Source organism: Ponticaulis profundi (genome assembly GCF_042659465.1).
GTDB lineage: Bacteria > Pseudomonadota > Alphaproteobacteria > Caulobacterales > Hyphomonadaceae > Ponticaulis > Ponticaulis profundi.
This window is the reverse complement of sequence record NZ_JBHSSW010000017.1, coordinates 73,366-87,753: the sequence shown is the minus strand read 5'-3', so window position 1 is coordinate 87,753 and position 14,388 is coordinate 73,366. Positions and strand designations below refer to the sequence as shown.

Below are 14,388 nucleotides of genomic sequence, written 5' to 3'. Positions count from 1 at the left end.
TAGGACCGAGTCTTCATCGGGACCAGTCTTTCCATGCACGCGCCATATCGGCGTGCCCGTCACTGCGATTTCCTGTTGCCGGAAATACCGAACCGTGAGAGGTTTATATTGATTTTCGATAAGGACTTCTCGCGTGAAATATTTGAGCCTCTGCGTCGCCTGCTCCGTCCTGTTCGCCGGGCAAGCCCTTGCCAATCCAGCCTGGCACCCTTTGTTCCAGAGCGTGCTGGCCGATCCTGCCGAAGCGAAACCGGTCGTCGCCTATGACAAAACGCTCACGACGCTCGATGGCATCAAGCTCTTCACATTTCACTATGACGGCAGCGCAGATACGCCTGAGGAGCAGCTGAAACTGCTTTGGGTACGCGACGACCTGAAAGAGCAGATCGATACCATTCTGGAAAGCATGCGCGGCGATACTGGTGGCGACATCTGGTGCAATGTCGAAGCAGCAGACGTGAAGGGAGACGTCCAACTGGCGTCGGAAACGGGCAAACAGGCCGTGATCACATATCAGCCTACGGACGCCGAGGACGAGACAGCCCGCAAGGTGATGGAGAAATCGACCGCAACGCTTACTATCGATAAGGCAAGCGGTCAGATCACTGATGTTCTGATCAGACTGAACGAACCGGTCAAACCGCTACCCGTCGCCAAGGTGACGGACATGACCGTCGAAGCAAGTTGCGCACAGGCATCAAATGGCCGGTCCTATTTTCAGCGCGTGATGACGGATATGCGGCTTTCTGTGATGTTCAAGGAAGACAAGGACCAGCGCGTCGAGCTGATCGAGAACCTGACCTTTCCTGGCCGATAGAAGCGACAAACGCCACCTCTTCTCAGCTTGATTGCCAGACCGTTCGAGCCCCTCTCAGCACATTCTGCCACCCCCCTTGGGGCGAAGTTCCATCAATCCATGATGAAGGGGCTAGGGACGAATCCATTTTGAGAAATACGCAGGATCGCCCCGATCGAGCAAAATGTTCAGTAGAACAGAGACTTTCTGTTCTTCGAGCTTGATCTGAACAAGACGCCGTTCGCCATGGCTCTGGTGCTCAGGTGCGAGGAAGTCTGTTTTGCGGCTAACTACAACGACATGTCCTGCCGGGATTAGCACTCGCCGCGTATCAGCTGGCTCGCCCGGGAAGACATCTGCCAGATAGGCAAGGACATCAGCTCTGCCTTTTCTGTAGAACATAAATCCGTCAGAAGATTGGACAAACATTTCCGCATCTTCAGCAATAAGCGTAGAAAGCCGGTCTGTGTCGGCCTCATCATAGGCTTCGAAAAAGGCCTCAACAGTCTGAACGGAACCGGGTGAGGCTGCTTCATCTGCATGGACGGACGCACAAAGGCCGAGCGCCATGACCAGAAACGTTAATCGTCGAAACATCGCCTCCCCCTTTGCAAAACCCTAGCCTGCAAAGAAAGTATGACTCAACCAGATCGAAATGCCAATCAGGATCAGGATCACGCCACCGCCGATTTCGGCGCGCTTGCCCAATCGCTCGCCCACCATCGGCCCGAGCAGAAAGCCAACCGTGCTGGCCACAAAGCTGAAACTGCCGATCATCAAGGCAGACCAGACGGTAACGCCTGAGAGCGCGAGCGCGATACCAACGGCGGCTGAGTCAATGCTCGTGCCTATCGCTGTTACAATCGTCCCTAGCCAGCCGTTTGAGCGCGGTACGGCCTCTTCGTCATCATCATCACGCTCAAAACCCTCATGGATCATCTTGCCGCCGATAATGGCGAGCAGGATCAACGCGATCCAATGATCGAGCGCGCGAATGTGATCGGCAAACAGTGAAGCAGCGAACCAGCCGACCAGGCACATAAGACCTTCAGCGGTGCCGAATACCGCACCGGACTGAACGGCGCGCAGGAAGCGTGCGCCACGCTCGCGCCCACCTCGCGCCAGAGAAGCAGCAAACGCATCGGTCGACAGACCAAGACTGAGCGGAATGAGCGTGAGGAAGATCAAGGGCGCACCTTTTCGTGTTCAGATAACGACGACCGATCTAGCGAGCCCTGTGTCAACCGGCAAGCGATCACCAAAAATTGCCTTTGCCGATTTCGCTTTCTGGTTATGCTGAAGGCAAAGAATTTGGGGAGGACAATTCATGCAACACAGACGCCTTGGGCGAAGCAGCATCGTCGTATCTGACATTTGCATGGGAACGATGGTTTTTGGCTCTCAGACAGATGAAGCTGAAGCGTTTCGCATTCTGGACCGGTCATTGGAGGCCGGCATCAACTTTTTCGACACCGCAGAGAACTATCCCGTGCCACCGCGCGAGGATTATGCAGGCCGAACCGAGGAAATCTTCGGGCGCTGGATGAAAACCCAGAACCGCGACAAGATCATTCTCGCAACCAAAGTGTGCGGGCCATCTCATGGCTGGGTGGTTGGCTCACAACGCGCGGGCATGACGGCGCTGGATCGCCACAACATCACCAAAGCTGTGGATGCCAGTCTGACTCGTCTCCAGACCGACTATATCGACCTCTACCAGACACACTGGCCCGATCATGGCACCGGTTATGAAGAAACCATGGAGACGCTCGACGAACTCGTGCGCCTTGGCAAGGTGCGCGTGCTTGGTTGTTCGAATGAGAACACCTGGGGGCTGATGACTTCGCTCAAAACGTCCGAAGATCTGGGCGCTGCGCGCTATGAAACCATCCAGAATAATTTCTCGCTTCTGAATACACGCTTCATGGATGATCTCGCCTTTGCCTGTCGCAAGGAGGGTGTGAGCCTGATCCCGTATTCCCCGCTTGCTGGCGGTGTTGTTTCCGGCAAGTATCTCGGCGGCGCGACACCGGAAGGTGCCCGGTTTTCATCTCTCATCAATGCGGGCGGCCGCTTCGTTGAAATGACAAGACGCTTCGTCAATGAGAAGTCACTCTCTGCGACAGAGAAAGTGATGGCGATTGCTGCTGAAGCCGGCATGTCGCCAGTTACCCTCGCAACCGCCTGGTCCAAGCAGCATGATTTCGTGGCTTCAACCATTGTTGGCGCGTCGAAGGAGAGCCAGCTGGACGACATCTTTGCAGCCATTGATCTCACCCTGCCAGATGACGTGATGAAAGCCGTGCGGGACATGACAAAAGACAAGGATTACGCCTATACGCAGGGATAAGCGTAAGGAGCGGAAATGGTCAGGGTCTGGTTCGGAAATGAAGCCGATGGGCTGAAACGCGATCGCAAGGAACATGTTCTGACGATTGAGCGCCAGGCCCCTGATCTGGAATTCATCAAGGCGTTCTACTGCAATGGCCTCGACTTCTATGTCACCGGCGTCACCTCCGGGCGCGCCGGACGCATGATGTATCTCGCCCATAAACGCCTGCCGTCGGTCGCGCTGGGGTTTCTGCAATCAGATGCCGACGCCCTGGCTTGCGCGCCGATGACCCTGGATATCGGTGTCTGGGACGTCTCAGAATGGGAAGTCACCACGAACCGCATGCAGGCAATGGGTTATGCGCCGACCGCCCAGAAGCTCGCCAATCCGCATCAGAAATGGGTCGAGTATGAAGATCCGACAGGCGCAAACATTCGATACACCTTCACCCAGCCACCCGTGACGCAAAAGCGGCTTGATCCCAACGCGCCGCGTCCGGAACTTGAAAACGACTAGCGATGTACGAGCGTATTTCCAAAAAAGACTAAGCTTTTGAGGAACCGGCTTCTCTCTCAGGGCATTTGTCTGATGGAGGGCTTTCCATTGCATCAAACCACTTTTTACCCCTGGCTTCGTGCCAGCCTGATCTCCGCCTGCTGCACGCTACTCATGGCCATATTCCTGTCGGCGGAGGCCCAATTGCCGGGCGACGACACGCCCCCGACATCCGATACCGTCATTGAAACGGATGCCACTCGCCCATCCGATACCGCGATTGCGGAGCGACTGTCGGCAATCTTTGCTGAAATTGATGCGCTCTCCGGGGTCAATGTCACGGTTCGTGAGGGCGTGGTCTGGCTGGATGGCATGGTCCCGAATGATGCCAGCGCGGAACGAGCCGAAGCCCTCGCTCTGCGCCTGGATGGGGTGGTCACCGTCGAGGCTGACATCGAACGCTCGCGCGCCATCAGCACGAATGTATCGCCGATTGTCGCGCAGACCGAGTCTGTGCTGACCGACCTTTTGCGCGGCCTACCACTCATCGGCATCGCCTTCGCCGTCTTCTTTGTGATCGCGCTGATCGGTCACCTCTGGGCGAGCTGGAACAGCTTCTGGAGCCGCATTCTTCCCAACCCGTTCCTTGTTGAGTTGGTCACGCAGGCTGTGCGGATTATTGCGCTCGTCATCGCCCTGATCACAGCGCTGAACATTATCGGCGCGACAGCCCTGATGGGCGCGATCCTCGGCGGCGCCGGTGTGCTGGGACTCGCAATCGGCTTTGCCGTGCGCGACGGTCTTGAAAATTACATCTCGTCCGTCATGCTTTCCATTCGCCAGCCCTTCCGGGCCAATGAGCATGTGGTCATTGACGGGCAGGAAGGCAAAGTCGTCCGTCTCACCTCACGGGCGACCGTGCTGATGACCATGGATGGCAATCATCTGCGCATTCCAAACGCGACCGTCTTCAAGGCCGTGATCCTGAACTATACCCGCAATCCGGAACGACGGTTTTCCTTTGAACTGGGCGTTGACGCGAATGATGACCCACTTGCCGCCATCAAGACCGGCGTGGATACGCTGAAATCGCTCGACTTCATTCTACCGGAGCCCGAACCCTTCGCAGCCATGCAGAAAGTGGGCGATTCCAACATTGTTCTGGGCTTCTACGCCTGGCTGAACCAGGCAGACACGGACTTCCTGAAAGCACGAGGCGTTGCGATTGCGCGTACAAAGAATGCGCTGGAAAAAGGTGGTTTCAGCCTTCCGGAACCGATCTACCGCCTGCGTGTCGAGACCGAAACAGGTCTTGCTCTGCCACCGTCCTCAGAGAAACAGGCTGAGCCGAAAGCACCTCCGCCAGCGCCCGTTACGCCGCGCATGTCCGTGCAGGAAGCGGGTCTGGATGATGTCTCTCCAGACCGTCACCTCGATGAAAAAGTCTCCGAAGAGCGCGCCGAACAGGGAGAACCCGATTTATTGGACGAGGAGCGCCCGGTCGAATAGCGCCCCGCTAAAGCGCGTCAATCACATCCAGAGTGATCTCTCGGTCGTGCGTCAGAGCAGGCACCCGTCCGCGCGCCCTGGCAACCTCTTCGAGATCGATCTCTGCACAGATAATGCCGGGCTTAGCATGCTCAGCTTCAGCCAGAACCTCCCCCCATGGCGCAATAATCAGACTGTGCCCGAAGGTTTCGCGGCCATCGGCATGCAGGCCGCCCTGCGCAGCCGCAACGACGAAACAGCCGGTTTCAATCGCCCGCGCTCGCAGCAACACGTGCCAGTGGGCCTGTCCGGTGACTTTTGTAAAGGCTGCAGGGATCATCAGAATGTCAGCACCTGCCTTGGCAAGCGTTCGATAGAGATGAGCAAACCGCAAATCATAGCAAATCGACAGCCCGACGCCCCCAAACGGCGTTTTCACCATCACAGCTCGATCACCGGGCTTGTAACTTCTGGATTCGCGATAGGCTTCGCCGCCGCCCAACTCGACATCGAACATGTGGATTTTGTCGTAATGCGCCAAGAGTTCACCATCCGGTGAAATGAAGAGCGCCCGGTTGGCACATTTCCCGCCATCGGTAAGCACCGGCACCGAACCAATGTGCAGCCAGACCTTCAGGCGTTTGGCGAGCGCTTTGAACACAGGAATGGATGGATCGTTTGCAAAATCCGTCGCAATCTCGAACAGGGATTTGGCGCTGCGTTCCAGAAGTGTCGTCATCTCCGGTGTCGAGATCAGCGTGGCACCTTCGGCAGCAGCCTGCTCGATCAGCCGAGAAGCCGTCTCGATATTTTCAGCCATGTCGCGGCTGGACCGCATCTGAACGCAGGCAATTTTCAATTTCGTCATCGAACGACCTCTTCACGACTGAATGCACAATCCAGTTCTGTTTGACGATGAATTCCAGACTGAATGCAAGCCCGCGCCATGACGTTGTGACTTGCCGAAGGGACATAGCCGCCCCAATTCTGAAAGTATGATCACCCCGCACCAGCTTTTACACCCCACGCCGAAAGGCCTCTATTGCCCGCCGGGCGAATTCTATATCGACCCCGTTCGCGCGGTCGATCGTGCGGTGATCACACATGGCCATGCCGACCATGCCCGCGCCGGTCATGGGGCGGTTCTGGCAACACCTGCGACGCTCAACATCATGGCCGCCCGGTATGGCACCGACTTTACAGCACGTCGCCAGCCTGCCGAATTTGGTGAAATCACAGAGATCAATGGCGTACGCGTCTGGCTTGCCCCTGCCGGGCATGTGCTCGGTTCAGCGCAGGCCGTCGTCGAATACAAAGGCCTGCGCATGGTCTGCACCGGTGACTATAAACGTCGCCAGGACCCGACTTGTCAAAGCTTTGAAGTCGTCCCCTGCGACGTCTTCATCAGTGAAGCGACATTCGGCTTACCGGTCTTTCGACATCCCGACGACCGCTCTGAAATCGCAAAGCTTCTGCAGAGCCTGCAAACCTTTCCTGACCGCGCACATCTCGTCGGCGTATATGCACTCGGCAAGGCACAGCGGGTTATCTCGCTCATTCGGGAAGCAGGCTATCATGATCCAATCTACATTCACGGCGCCCTGAAAGCGCTTTGCGAGCTCTATGAAGATCACGGCGTGCCACTTGGACCGCTCGAGCCTGCCACGCTTGAAAAGGGTCAGGCCAAAGAAGAACAGGCCAAATTCGCCGGGAAGATCATTCTGGGACCACCCTCGGCCTTTGCCGACAAATGGGCGAGACGCTTTCCGGACCCGGTGCCGATTTTCTGTTCCGGATGGATGCGCGTTCGTCAGCGGGCCAAACAGCGCGGCGTGGAACTGCCTATCATCCTGTCAGATCACGCAGACTGGGATGAACTCACGCAGACCGTAAAAGACGTAAACCCCGAAGAATTATGGGTCACACACGGGCGTGAAGATGCCCTCTGCCGCTGGGCCGAGCTCGAAGGCTTCAAGGCCCGCCCACTTCGACTGGTCGGTTATGACGAAGAAGTCGGCGACTGACAGCGCAGCTTGCACCGCGGAAATCTATTCGCGGAGCGGATGAAGATCATCACGCCAACGGGTGACTGATTGTCCCCAAACACGGAGCCATGTACACAAGGTCTATGTCAGAAACGCCTGAGTCTGCCCCTGCTCCGTTTTCCATTCCGCTGTTTCGACGGATCTGGGTAGCGAATGTTACCTCACAATTCGGCAGTCTCATTCAGGGCGTCGGCGCGGCCTGGTTGATGGTTGAGCTTGGCGGCTCCAAAACGCAGATCGCACTGGTCAACGCATCGGTCACATTTCCCATTCTGATCCTGGCGCTCTTTGCTGGTGCGCTGGCAGATAATTATTCCCGCCGCTCTGTCATGCTCTGGGCGCAGATCGGCATGTTCAGCGTGTCGGTACTGTTGTGCGTTCTGGCATGGCTTGGCCTGTTGACGCCCTGGATCCTGCTTGGCTTTACCTTTCTGATTGGTTGCGGCACCGCCATCAATGCCCCGTCCTGGCAGGCAACTGTTGGTGACATTGTACCCCGCAAGACGATAGCCGCTGCAGTCTCGATGAACAGTATGGGCTTCAACATTGCTCGCTCTGCCGGACCAGCTCTGGGCGGCGCCATTGTGGCAGCTGCAGGCGCAGCAGCCGCCTTCACCATCAATGCCTTTACCTATCTCGGCATCCTGTTCGTCCTCATCCGCTGGAAACCGGACGATGTAACCAAGCCGCGCCTGCGCGAAGGCCTGATCGCCTCCATGGCCGCAGGTGTACGCTATGTCTCCATGTCGCCGCCGGTCCGTCTTGTCGTGTTACGCGGCGTCCTGTTTGGGATTGCGGCGAGCTCGGTGCTCAGCCTGCTTCCCCTTGTTGCCCACGACATTCTGGGGGGCGATGCCGCCATGTTCGGCATTCTGTCCGGATCTTTCGGCATCGGCGCCGTGATCGGGGCTCTGTCCAATCGCCATCTGCGCGATCGGTTCCACAATGAGAATATTCTGCGCATTTCCGTCATTTGCGTGATTGCAGGTGCCGTGACCGTCTCGCAGAGCCACAATCTGCTCATGGCGGTGCCTGGCCTGATTGTTACTGGCGCGGGCTGGCTGACAGCAGTCGCGACCATGAACGTGACCGTGCAGATGTCTGTGCCCCGCTGGGTGGTCGGCCGCTCGCTCGCGCTGTTCCAGATGGCCATTTTCGGGTCGATGACTTTTGGTAGCTGGCTGTCAGGTCAGCTGGCCGACGAATATGGCACCGCCAATGCAATGCTCATCATGATGGCAATTCAGGGAATTGGCCTGCTCGCCGGTTTCTTCATGCCCATTCCGGATGTGGAAGAAATCAACCTTGATCCGGTCGGGCGTTGGAAAGAACCAGACGTCAATCTCGATATTACGCAGCGTAGCGGCCCTGTTGCCATCGGCGTCTATTATCGTATCCGCGAAGCCGACCTGCCGAAATTCCTGAACCTGATGAATGAACGCCACCGCGTCCGCGTGCGTGATGGTGCACAGGACTGGACACTTGCTCGCGATCTCCATGAGCCGGAAATCTGGGTAGAACGCTACCGCTTCCCGCGCTGGAGAGACTACATCCTGCATAATGAGCGGCAAACACATGCAGACCGCGGCAGCTTGCTGGCCCTGAAGGACCTACACCAGGGCGAATGGCCGCTCAAAATCGAGCGCATGCTGGAACGTCCGGTCAGCAATGAAATCATCGAGACAGATCAACGCTCAGATATGACGATAGACCCAGGTCGCCCAACCATTCCGCGCTAGACTTCCTCAATCAGGTCCATTCCCTGATTTCGAACATTGCCAACCTTGCGGTCGACTGGCCATGCATGCATTTCAGCGGCCGGGTAAGGCTCGAACAGATCGTCCAGCTTGCGATAATCGCCATCGATCCAGCGCATATAGTCCTTCGGATGGATAATCACGGGCATGCGGGTGTGGATACCCGCCATCACATCATTCGGCGTCGTGGTCAGAATGGTGAAAGTGTTGATTTCTGAACCATCGATATGGGTACAATCCCACAGCCCGGCAAAACAGAACCAGCGCCGGTTTCGTAATCCGATCGCAAACGGCATTTTGTCATTCCCATTGCGCATCCATTCGTAGAATCCGCTCACCGGGATCAGACACCGCTTGTGACGGAAAGCACCGCGAAAACTGGCCGCTTCATGCACACTTTCTGCCCGAGCATTGAAGGTCGAGAATTTCTTTTCTGAGAGTGGCTTGTTCCACCAGCTTGGCACGAGCCCCCAGAGGCAGGGAAACAATTCGAGTTTCTTCGTATCGATATCGCGGCGGATCACCGGATTCCATGTCATGGGCGCGATATTGTATTTCGCCTCTGGCGGGTCGACGCCTTCCGGCACAATGATCTCGAGCGCAGAACGGTAGTCTTCCCAACTGACATCATGTCGAAAAAAGCGCCCGCACATATCCTGCCTCCATTTCGCTGGCTCTCTGACTAGCCCGGCAGCCGCCAACTATGCAAGCGAGGTCAAATCGCCGTGAAATTGCGGTCATAATTACGCTGTTTTCGTGACTCACATTGACGAGACGGCGTTCCGGATCAACATTGAGAACTCGTTCAGGGAAGACACATGTTCGCAATGAAGCGGGTAACAGCATTGGTCGCGTCCGGCGCAGCGTTAGGGCTGATCGCCTTTGCTGGCGTGTCTATGTCACCTGCAGGCATCCCCGAACAACAAATGAGTGCAAAGCTCACAACGCCGAACCTGACCGAACCTGTCGATGCGGCTCTGAAGCCATGTGGCCCGCTCCTGTCGGTTGATCATCAGCCCTTCGCGGCGTCCGCACACACCAGAACACTGGCAACCAGCTACGCAACACCGTGGCGCAATTTTCGCCGGATGAATGTGCCCGCCAGCGATCTGCCCGGCATTGTAAAGCTCGAACCTGAAGTCGACATTTCACCGACGGAAGTTGCCAAAGGCCATTGTTCTGCGACGCGGATCAGCACGGAATGGTTTGTCACCGCCGCACATTGCGTCTCTGAAGGCTATGACCGGGTCTATCTGAAAGCTGGCAGCGAGCAGCTGTCATCGGACGCGATACGCTCTGTAAAGGTGGACTTTGCTGTCTGCCATGGCGGTTTCGGCACAAGCAGCGACCAGTTTGATAACGACATCGCGCTTCTGAAAGTGGCTGAAGAAGATCTCAACCTTATCGATGCGGTGCCGGTTGTGTCCTGGGGGCACACAAGCACGCCCTTCAGCACCGTCCGGTTTCGTACAGCGCGCGTAGGCGGCTGGGGGCTTATGTCCTTTGGCGGTGAATTGTCCGATCACTTGCAGAAGATGGAGCTCGACATATTCTCCATCGAGAAAAAGCTGATCCGCATCTCCAGTCGTGCAGGTCGTGGCCCGTGTATTGGCGACAGTGGCGGCCCGCTTATCGTTGAGGACGATGGCAAGCCCGTTCTGATGGGTGTTTTATCGACGGTTGCAACCAACCGCCAGGGAGAGATGTGCGCTGGAAACTACATGTCCAGCTACACCAATCTGTCCACCTACCGGGATTGGGCCATCAACACGATGGTCGCCTGCGAGCAGAATGCAGACGCCTGCAAACGTACTTAGGCGTCCCGCCTTTCCTCGGGCCAATCGCGCCTTATCTCTCAAGACATGAAAGCTTTCGCTGCCCTGCTCGACCGCTTGGTGCTGACACCATCGCGCAATGCCAAACTGGCGCTTCTGGTTGACTATTTCCGCCAGACGCCTGATCCGGCGCGCGGCTGGGCGCTGGCCGTTCTTACGGGAGATTTCAAAATCCGGGCGTTTCGACCGGGCATGATCCGCGAACTGGTCATGACCCGCATGGATGAGCAGCTCTTCAAACTCTCGTATGACTATGTGGGCGATCTTGCCGAGACGGTCAGCCTTGTCTGGCCGGAACGCCCCGGCGCAAACGCCATTCCGACGCTCGACGATGTTGTTGAGCGTCTTCGCCTGATGGCGAGCCGGGAAGCCTTGCAACAGGTGGAAAGCTGGCTGGACGTGCTGAATGCGAGCGAACGCTGGGCTCTGCTGAAGATGGTGACCGGTGGTTTGCGCATTGGCGTTTCAGCACGGCTCGCCAAACAGGCGCTCGCAAATTATGGCAGTGTCAAAATCGATGAGATCGAAGATATCTGGCACGGGCTGGAAGCGCCCTATTCAGATCTCTTCGCATGGCTTGATGGCAAAGGCGAAAAACCGTCACCCAACATCGAAGCACCTTTTCGACCTGTCATGCTGGCCCATCCGCTCGTTTCCAAGCAGGAGCGTGACGACCCGAACGCCATCGACCCGGAGCTCATCACGGCGGAACAGTTCGCAGCCGAATGGAAATGGGATGGCATCCGCGTGCAGGCCGTCTCCGAAGGTGAGACCCGGCGACTGTTTACCCGCACCGGAGATGATATTTCACATAGCTTTCCGGATATTCTGGAGGACATGACGTTTCAGGGGGCGCTGGATGGTGAGTTGCTTGTGCGCGCACCAGATGGCAATGTCGCCTCCTTTTCTGCACTCCAGAAGCGCCTGAACCGCAAGACAGTCTCAAAAAAGCTTCTGACTGAAGCCCCCGCCTTCATCCGGGCCTATGATATACTCGTAGATGAGGAAGATGACCTGAGATCTCTGACCTTTCGTGACCGACGCGGCCGGCTCGAAGCCTTCCTGCAGCGGGCAAATTCTGATCGGTTTGATGTCTCCCCGCTCGTCCCGGTCTCGGAGATCAGCGACATGGAGCAGCTGCGAAACAACCCGCCCCATCCCGATATTGAAGGGCTGATGCTCAAGCGCTGGGATTCTGTGTATGAAGCCGGTCGTCCCCGCGGTCCCTGGTTCAAATGGAAACGCGACCCGTTCCTGGTCGATGCCGTCATCATGTATGCCCAGCGCGGACATGGTCGCAGGTCAGGATATTATTCGGATTTCACCTTCGGGGTCTGGGTCCCGAAAGATGATGGCCATGAGCTCACACCTGTCGGAAAGGCCTATTTCGGCTTTACCGACGAAGAATTGAAACTGCTAGACCGGTTCGTGCGTAACAACACCATAGACCGCTTTGGTCCCGTTCGGGCGGTTACCGCCACGCGAGACGAAGGTCTGGTTGTTGAAATCGCATTTGAAGGCCTACAGAAATCACCCCGACATAAATCCGGCATTGCCATGCGCTTTCCGCGCTTTCACCGCATTCGCTGGGACAAACCGACACGCGAAGCTGACACACTCGCCTCGCTGGAGGTTTTATTGACCGCATGACCTGCTCAGTTTTGCAAACTGTCACGAACTCAGGTTAACACCTTAATTCAGCACCGCTTCAGGAGGGAAGAAATGGAAATTGATCCTCAGATTCTCTGGGAACAGTATGGTCCCATGGTATTTGAAGGCGCCGTGAACGTCATCATCGCGCTCGTAATGCTCATCATCGGTCTGCGTGTTGCAGGCTGGCTGGCCGATGTGGTCCGCCGTCAGACCACAAAGCGTGAAAACGTTGATGACACATTGGGCAGCTTTTTTGCGTCGCTCGTTCGATGGGGCATGACAGCCGCTGTTCTGATTGCCGTCTTCGGCATTTTCGGCATCCCGGTCGCATCCTTCGCCGCTGTGCTTGGTGCTCTGACACTGGCGATTGGCCTGTCCATGCAGGGCGCGTTGGGTAACATTGCATCCGGCGTGATGATCATGCTGTTCCGCCCGTACAAGCTCGGCGATTATGTCGATCTGGCAGGCGTTGCCGGCACCGTTAAGGACATCAACCTGTTCCAGACCGTTCTCGCGACCGTCGACAATGTGAAGATCATGGTACCGAATGGCGAGGCCATCTCTGGCGTCATTACCAACTATTCCGGTTATGACATTCGCCGCTGCGATATCGTGTTCGGCATCGACTATGACGATGACATGGACAAGGCGATTGCCATCATCACCCGCATTATTACTGCTGACGAGCGCGCTCACAAAGACCCGGAGCCTTTCGTGAAGGTCACAAATCTCGGCGATAGCTCTGTCGACATCTCGACGCGGACCTGGTGCGCGGCATCAGACTATTGGGCGATGAAGTTCGACCTGATCAAACAGGTCAAGGAAGCCTTCGACGCTGAGGGCGTTTCCATCCCTTATCCGCACACGACTGTGGTCAAGAAACCAACTGCCGCTTAACCAAAGCCGCATATGCATGTTAGAAAGGAGCCGCCTCGATGCGGCTCTTTTTTTGACCGGAGACAAAGTGATGGACCCAGAAGACAAATCTGCGCCAAATCCTCAGCATGGTGTTCACCCGACAGCGCCATCGCTCGGATCGGACATGCCATCTCCGAAAGATCACAAAGAGTCAGAAGCCGCCGAATCGCAAGCACCCGCGACGGATCACGGTAAACCCACCGTTGTTGATCACCCGCCTGCAGACCGGAAGCCGTTTCTGGCGAAAGTCTTTGCCGTCAGCTTCAGCGACGTCGCACAACTCATCGTCATCTGTATCGTGGTTGGCCTGCTCACACGCGTTGGCTGGTCGCCGGAACAGACAGCGGGCGAAAACATGCTGGACGCGGCCCGCGAAATCATTGTGACGATTTTCTCAGGCCTGCTCTGGGTTCTGCAGCATGGCTGGATGCCAGCCCTGATCGGCGCGCTGATTGTTCTGCCGCTCTGGGCCATCTGGCGCCTGCTCAGTTATCCGTTCAAAAACAGACAGAAGAAAAAGAAGCGCTGATCAGATCAGCGCTTTTTCGTCCCGCTCACCCGTGCGGATGCGTACCGCGCCGGACAGAGAAGATACAAAGATCTTGCCGTCACCAATCTTGCCGGTCTCAGCTGACTTGGTGATCGTGTCGAGTGCCTTTTCCAGAAGGCTGGATGGGACAGCGACCTCAATCTTGATCTTCGGAATTTCTTTCACTTCGTATTCGGCGCCGCGATACATTTCAGTCTGTCCGCGCTGACGTCCAAAGCCTGTCACCTGGCTTGCGGTAATACCCGTCACGCCAATTTCCGACAAAGCATCGCGAACGGCTTCATAACGATGCGGGCGAACAATCGCTGTAATCAGGCGCATTGGATATTCCTCTTCATGTATCAGACCAAGATAGACCAGGCGGCGGATCGCTTCTGATCGAGACGGCAGATCATCCTGACCGCGCCGCCAGGCATCGACTTTCTGGTTGAAGTCCTTCGAGGCGACGAGCTGAATGCGCTGGTCGAGTTTATCGGTGTCAGACACGGTATTTCCTGCTTTGCTTGGTCGGCACGCGAG

The 14,388-nt window shown here is 56.6% G+C and carries 15 protein-coding genes; 10 read left to right on the top strand and 5 right to left on the bottom strand.

Translation table 11 applies throughout. The annotated features are described in order from the left end of the window. Positions 1 to 133 precede the first annotated feature (133 nt). Entirely contained in the window at positions 134 to 817 is a 684-nt protein-coding gene (locus tag ACFQDM_RS12835; protein ID WP_377379654.1) for a hypothetical protein, read from the top strand. Positions 818 to 928: 111 nt separating this feature from the next. Here ACFQDM_RS12835 and ACFQDM_RS12830 read toward each other — a convergent pair whose 3' ends face one another. Further along, a complete protein-coding gene (locus tag ACFQDM_RS12830) occupies positions 929 to 1,393 on the bottom strand; it encodes a nuclear transport factor 2 family protein (RefSeq protein ID WP_377379652.1) in 465 nt (154 codons plus the stop codon). A 21-nt stretch (positions 1,394 to 1,414) separates the two neighbouring features. Continuing rightward, positions 1,415 to 1,984, bottom strand: coding sequence for a manganese efflux pump MntP (locus tag ACFQDM_RS12825; RefSeq protein WP_377379650.1), 570 nt, complete (start codon positions 1,982 to 1,984; stop codon positions 1,415 to 1,417). A gap of 139 nt (positions 1,985 to 2,123) precedes the next feature. On the opposite strand from ACFQDM_RS12825, the gene ACFQDM_RS12820 reads away from it, so the two are divergent. From ACFQDM_RS12820 to ACFQDM_RS12810, 3 genes are all read left to right on the top strand, one after another. Next, entirely contained in the window at positions 2,124 to 3,146 is a 1,023-nt protein-coding gene (locus tag ACFQDM_RS12820) for an aldo/keto reductase (protein WP_377379648.1), read from the top strand. Between the two features lie 15 nt (positions 3,147 to 3,161). Then, positions 3,162 to 3,644 (top strand): hypothetical protein, encoded by a 483-nt coding sequence (locus tag ACFQDM_RS12815; protein ID WP_377379646.1) that lies wholly within the window; start codon positions 3,162 to 3,164, stop codon positions 3,642 to 3,644. Between the two features lie 87 nt (positions 3,645 to 3,731). Continuing rightward, a complete protein-coding gene (locus ACFQDM_RS12810; RefSeq protein ID WP_377379644.1) occupies positions 3,732 to 5,132 on the top strand; it encodes a mechanosensitive ion channel domain-containing protein in 1,401 nt (466 codons plus the stop codon). A 7-nt stretch (positions 5,133 to 5,139) separates the two neighbouring features. Here ACFQDM_RS12810 and ACFQDM_RS12805 read toward each other — a convergent pair whose 3' ends face one another. Further along, positions 5,140 to 5,979, bottom strand: coding sequence for a carbon-nitrogen hydrolase family protein (locus tag ACFQDM_RS12805; protein WP_377379642.1), 840 nt, complete (start codon positions 5,977 to 5,979; stop codon positions 5,140 to 5,142). Positions 5,980 to 6,106: 127 nt separating this feature from the next. Between ACFQDM_RS12805 and ACFQDM_RS12800 the strand changes: the two genes are divergently transcribed. Further along, a complete protein-coding gene (locus ACFQDM_RS12800) occupies positions 6,107 to 7,135 on the top strand; it encodes a ligase-associated DNA damage response exonuclease (protein ID WP_377379640.1) in 1,029 nt (342 codons plus the stop codon). 104 nt (positions 7,136 to 7,239) lie between these two features. Continuing rightward, positions 7,240 to 8,895 (top strand): MFS transporter, encoded by a 1,656-nt coding sequence (locus ACFQDM_RS12795; RefSeq protein WP_377379638.1) that lies wholly within the window; start codon positions 7,240 to 7,242, stop codon positions 8,893 to 8,895. Here ACFQDM_RS12795 and ACFQDM_RS12790 read toward each other — a convergent pair. Further along, a complete protein-coding gene (locus ACFQDM_RS12790; RefSeq protein ID WP_377379636.1) occupies positions 8,892 to 9,566 on the bottom strand; it encodes an SOS response-associated peptidase in 675 nt (224 codons plus the stop codon). The genes ACFQDM_RS12795 and ACFQDM_RS12790 overlap by 4 nt on opposite strands. A 165-nt stretch (positions 9,567 to 9,731) precedes the next feature. Here ACFQDM_RS12790 and ACFQDM_RS12785 point away from each other — a divergent pair, with 165 nt between their 5' ends. The 4 genes from ACFQDM_RS12785 to ACFQDM_RS12770 all read left to right on the top strand — a co-directional run bounded on the left by ACFQDM_RS12785 (position 9,732) and on the right by ACFQDM_RS12770 (position 13,848). Then, positions 9,732 to 10,730: a S1 family peptidase gene (locus ACFQDM_RS12785; protein ID WP_377379634.1), complete on the top strand. Its 999-nt coding sequence runs from the start codon at positions 9,732 to 9,734 to the stop codon at positions 10,728 to 10,730. A 45-nt stretch (positions 10,731 to 10,775) separates the two neighbouring features. Next, positions 10,776 to 12,398 (top strand): cisplatin damage response ATP-dependent DNA ligase, encoded by a 1,623-nt coding sequence (locus ACFQDM_RS12780; RefSeq protein ID WP_377379632.1) that lies wholly within the window; start codon positions 10,776 to 10,778, stop codon positions 12,396 to 12,398. Positions 12,399 to 12,470: 72 nt separating this feature from the next. Beyond that, entirely contained in the window at positions 12,471 to 13,298 is an 828-nt protein-coding gene (locus tag ACFQDM_RS12775) for a mechanosensitive ion channel family protein (RefSeq protein WP_377379630.1), read from the top strand. A 70-nt stretch (positions 13,299 to 13,368) separates the two neighbouring features. Continuing rightward, positions 13,369 to 13,848, top strand: coding sequence for a hypothetical protein (locus ACFQDM_RS12770; protein WP_377379628.1), 480 nt, complete (start codon positions 13,369 to 13,371; stop codon positions 13,846 to 13,848). On the opposite strand, the gene ACFQDM_RS12765 is transcribed toward ACFQDM_RS12770, so the two are convergent. Further along, positions 13,849 to 14,190, bottom strand: coding sequence for a P-II family nitrogen regulator (locus tag ACFQDM_RS12765; RefSeq protein ID WP_377379816.1), 342 nt, complete (start codon positions 14,188 to 14,190; stop codon positions 13,849 to 13,851). Positions 14,191 to 14,388: the final 198 nt, after the last annotated feature.

Excerpts from the sequence above, each read along its gene's own strand:
- ACFQDM_RS12775 (WP_377379630.1), top strand. The coding sequence starts at position 12,471 with ATGGAAATTGATCCTCAGATTCTCTGGGAACAGTATGGTCCCATGGTA.
- ACFQDM_RS12830 (WP_377379652.1), bottom strand. The coding sequence starts at position 1,393 with ATGTTTCGACGATTAACGTTTCTGGTCATGGCGCTCGGCCTTTGTGCG.
- ACFQDM_RS12820 (WP_377379648.1), top strand. The coding sequence starts at position 2,124 with ATGCAACACAGACGCCTTGGGCGAAGCAGCATCGTCGTATCTGACATT.
- ACFQDM_RS12805 (WP_377379642.1), bottom strand. The coding sequence starts at position 5,979 with ATGACGAAATTGAAAATTGCCTGCGTTCAGATGCGGTCCAGCCGCGAC.
- ACFQDM_RS12770 (WP_377379628.1), top strand. The coding sequence starts at position 13,369 with ATGGACCCAGAAGACAAATCTGCGCCAAATCCTCAGCATGGTGTTCAC.
- ACFQDM_RS12785 (WP_377379634.1), top strand. The coding sequence starts at position 9,732 with ATGTTCGCAATGAAGCGGGTAACAGCATTGGTCGCGTCCGGCGCAGCG.
- ACFQDM_RS12765 (WP_377379816.1), bottom strand. The coding sequence starts at position 14,190 with ATGCGCCTGATTACAGCGATTGTTCGCCCGCATCGTTATGAAGCCGTT.
- ACFQDM_RS12795 (WP_377379638.1), top strand. The coding sequence starts at position 7,240 with ATGTCAGAAACGCCTGAGTCTGCCCCTGCTCCGTTTTCCATTCCGCTG.
- ACFQDM_RS12800 (WP_377379640.1), top strand. The coding sequence starts at position 6,107 with ATGATCACCCCGCACCAGCTTTTACACCCCACGCCGAAAGGCCTCTAT.
- ACFQDM_RS12790 (WP_377379636.1), bottom strand. The coding sequence starts at position 9,566 with ATGTGCGGGCGCTTTTTTCGACATGATGTCAGTTGGGAAGACTACCGT.
- ACFQDM_RS12780 (WP_377379632.1), top strand. The coding sequence starts at position 10,776 with ATGAAAGCTTTCGCTGCCCTGCTCGACCGCTTGGTGCTGACACCATCG.
- ACFQDM_RS12815 (WP_377379646.1), top strand. The coding sequence starts at position 3,162 with ATGGTCAGGGTCTGGTTCGGAAATGAAGCCGATGGGCTGAAACGCGAT.